This window comes from Streptomyces sp. FH025 (assembly GCF_017427025.1).
Classification (GTDB): domain Bacteria; phylum Actinomycetota; class Actinomycetes; order Streptomycetales; family Streptomycetaceae; genus Kitasatospora.
Window position 1 is genome coordinate 1 of record NZ_JAFLNG010000800.1, and the last position, 3167, is coordinate 3167.

At 68.9% G+C, this 3167-nt stretch carries 2 protein-coding genes; both read left to right on the top strand.

Annotated features, from left to right (window positions below; translation table 11 throughout):
• Positions 1-158 precede the first annotated feature (158 nt).
• Positions 159-2345, top strand: a complete 2187-nt coding sequence (locus J0670_RS34045) for an MMPL family transporter (protein WP_207816198.1) — start codon at positions 159-161, stop codon at positions 2343-2345.
• A gap of 341 nt (positions 2346-2686) precedes the next feature.
• Complete coding sequence (locus J0670_RS34050) at positions 2687-2893, top strand: cold-shock protein (protein WP_207816199.1); 207 nt, start codon at positions 2687-2689, stop codon at positions 2891-2893.
• The last annotated feature ends 274 nt before the right edge of the window (positions 2894-3167 follow it).

Here is a 3167-nt window from a genome sequence, read left to right on the forward strand (position 1 = left end):
GCGGGGCCACCCCGAAACGCTCGTAAGATGACGCCCAGACCTACTTACCTGCCGACCGGCTAGGTGGCGCGACTCCGCGTGCCCGGCCGGTCCTGCCGTCGCCCGGCGTCCCGTCCCCCAAGGGCTGCGGTGAACCATGCCCAGGAGGCATCACGAGCATGTTCCACCGACTAGGACACGTTGTCGTCCGCCGCGCCTGGTGGGTGATCGGCGCATGGCTGATCGCGGCGGTCGCGATCATCGCGACCGCCCCGCCGCTGAAGGCCAACACCGACGAGGCCGCCTTCCTGCCCAAGCACTACGAGTCCATCCAGGCCATGGACCTCCAGCAGAAGGCGTTCCCGTCCAACCTCTCGCCGTCCGCGCTGCTGCTCTTCGAGCGCAACGACGGCGGTCAGCTGGACCAGAGCGACGCCGCCGCCATGGACAAGGTCACCCAGGGCCTGGCCGACAAGAAGATCCCGCTGGTCGAGCAGGTCCTGCCGGTCTCGGAGAAGATGGGGTCCTACTCCAAGGACCACAAGTACGCGATGGCGCTGGTCTCCATCGACAAGACCAAGATGCAGTCGGACGAGTTCACCGACGCCGCCAAGAAGCTCCGTGACGAGGGCAAGGCGCTCGCCTCGGGCACCAACCTGAAGTACCAGGTCGGCGGCCCGGCCGCGACCTCGCTGGACCAGAAGGACTCCAGCAAGACGGCCGGCATGCTGATCGGCCTCGGCACGGTCGTGATCATCCTGCTCACCCTCGGGATCATCTTCCGCAGCCCGATCATCGCGCTGCTGCCGGTGCTCTCCGTGGTCATCTACTCCATGGTCGCCACCGGTCTGATCTCCGACGCCAGCAAGGTGTTCGGGCTCAAGGCCGACAGCTCGATGGAGCAGATCCTCACCGTCGTCCTCTACGGCGTCGGCACCGACTACTTCCTGTTCCTGATGTTCCGCTACCGCGAGCGGCTGCGGGCCGGTGACAACCGCAAGGAGGCCGTGGCCAACGCGGTCGGCCGGGTCGGCGAGGCCATCACCTCCGCCGCCGGCGCCGTCGTGGTCGCCTTCGCCGTGCTGGTCCTGTCCAGCCTCGGCATGTTCAAGGCGCTCGGCCCCTCCCTGGCCATCGCCGTGGCCGTCACCGCGATAGCCTCCGTCACCCTGGTGCCCGCGATCCTCTGCCTGATCCCCGAGAAGGTCCTGTTCTGGCCCTCGAAGGCCTGGCAGCGCGAGCCCTCGAACGCCCGCTTCGCCGCGATCGGCCGCACCGTCGGCCGCCGCCCGGTGGCCGCCGCCCTGGTCTCCGGCCTGGTGATGGTCGGCCTCGCGTTCGCCGCCCTCGGCTACAAGGGCACCTTCGACATGGCCGGAAGCTCCATGCCGAAGAACAAGGAGTCGATGGTCGTCCAGGACACCATGATCAAGGCCTACTCGGCCGGCGCCGCCGACCCCGCCCACGTCTACGTGACCAGCGAGAACGGCAACAAGATCGACCTCGGCGCCCTCCAGGGCTACGCCAACGACCTCGGCAAGGTCGACGGCGTCTCCAGCGTCGCCCTGCCCAGCCCGGAGCACGGGGTCAGCCAGGACGGGCTCACCGCCGACATCACCGTCGTGCTGAAGGACGAGGCGGCCAGCAACAAGGCCATCGACACCATCGGCGAGGTCCGCAAGGTCGCCCACGCCGAGGCGCCCGCGGGCACCAAGGCGCTCGTCGCCGGCACCACCTCCGTGTACAAGGACATCAACACGGCGATGGCCCACGACTACAGCCTGGTCTTCCCGATCGCCGCGGTGCTGATCATGATCATCCTCGGCCTGCTGCTGCGCAGCGTGGTCGCCCCCTGGTACCTGATGGCCTCGGTCGGCCTCGGCTTCGGCGCCACCCTCGGTGCCACCACCCTGGTGTTCCAGAACATCAAGGGCGAGGCCGGTCTGATGTTCATGCTGCCGATCCTGATCTACCTGTTCGTGGTCGCGCTCGGCACCGACTACAACATCCTGATGATCGCCCGACTGCGCGAGGAGGCCCGCGAGGGCCGCAACCCCCGCGAGGCGGCCAGCCAGGCCATCCGCCACGGCGGCCCGACGGTGGCCGCGGCCGGCTTCATCCTCGCCGCGACCTTCGGCACCATGCTGCTGGCCGGCAACACGATGATGAGCGAGATGGGCTTCTCGATCGCCATCGGCATCATCATCGCGGCCTTCGTGATGTCGATGTTCTTCACCCCGGCGCTCACCGCCCTGCTCGGCCACCGCGCCTGGTGGCCCGGCCACGGCGACAGCAACGGCCACGGCGAGGGCCCGGCCCCGCTGGCCGACGCGCACGGCGTGCCGGAGCCGGCCGGCCGTCGCTGATCACGGCCCGAGACCGCGGTCTGACCGTGACTGCTGATCACGGGCTGAACCACGGCTGAACGACAGGCGGCGCCCCGCTCCGGCGGGGCGCCGCTGCCCCCTTCCCGGGGGCGGCAAACGTGATCTGCCGGGCACAAAAGTCCCCGGTCAACCGGGGTGTCGGCATGCTACAGTCGAGTCAGTTGCAGTTTTGGTTCCCATGAACGTATGTGTGCGCCTGCTGGTCCCAACCGACAGGCGCATTTGTTTTGTCCGGTGTTTCAGTCTCCGGATGGGGATCGCGGCTACTTGGGGACTCACGAAGTGTGGATCCCTGATGCCCCAATTTAGAGGAGACGGTTATGGCTACCGGCACCGTGAAGTGGTTCAACAGCGAAAAGGGCTTCGGCTTCATCGAGCAGGACGGCGGCGGCCCGGACGTCTTCGCCCACTACTCGAACATCCAGGCCCAGGGCTTCCGTGAGCTCGTCGAGGGTCAGCGCGTCGAGTTCGACGTCACCCAGGGCCAGAAGGGCCCGCAGGGCGAGAACATCCAGGTCATCGGCTGACGTCAGCCACCACGCTGACGCGCGATCTCCTGATCTCGTGAAGCGGGGGCCCGCACCGCTCGACGGTGCGGGCCCTCCGCCATGCCGCCGTACGGCCGGGGCGGCGCACTCCCAGACGACGGCCGACCTGCCCGCGACAACGCGGGCCACCGACCGACGGACGGAGACCCCGTGACCACCCCTGCCCGCCCGCCGCGCGACCGCGGCACCCGCACCACCGGCCAGAACCGCGGCACCGACCGGGGCCGCTCCGCCGACCAGGGCCGCGGCACCG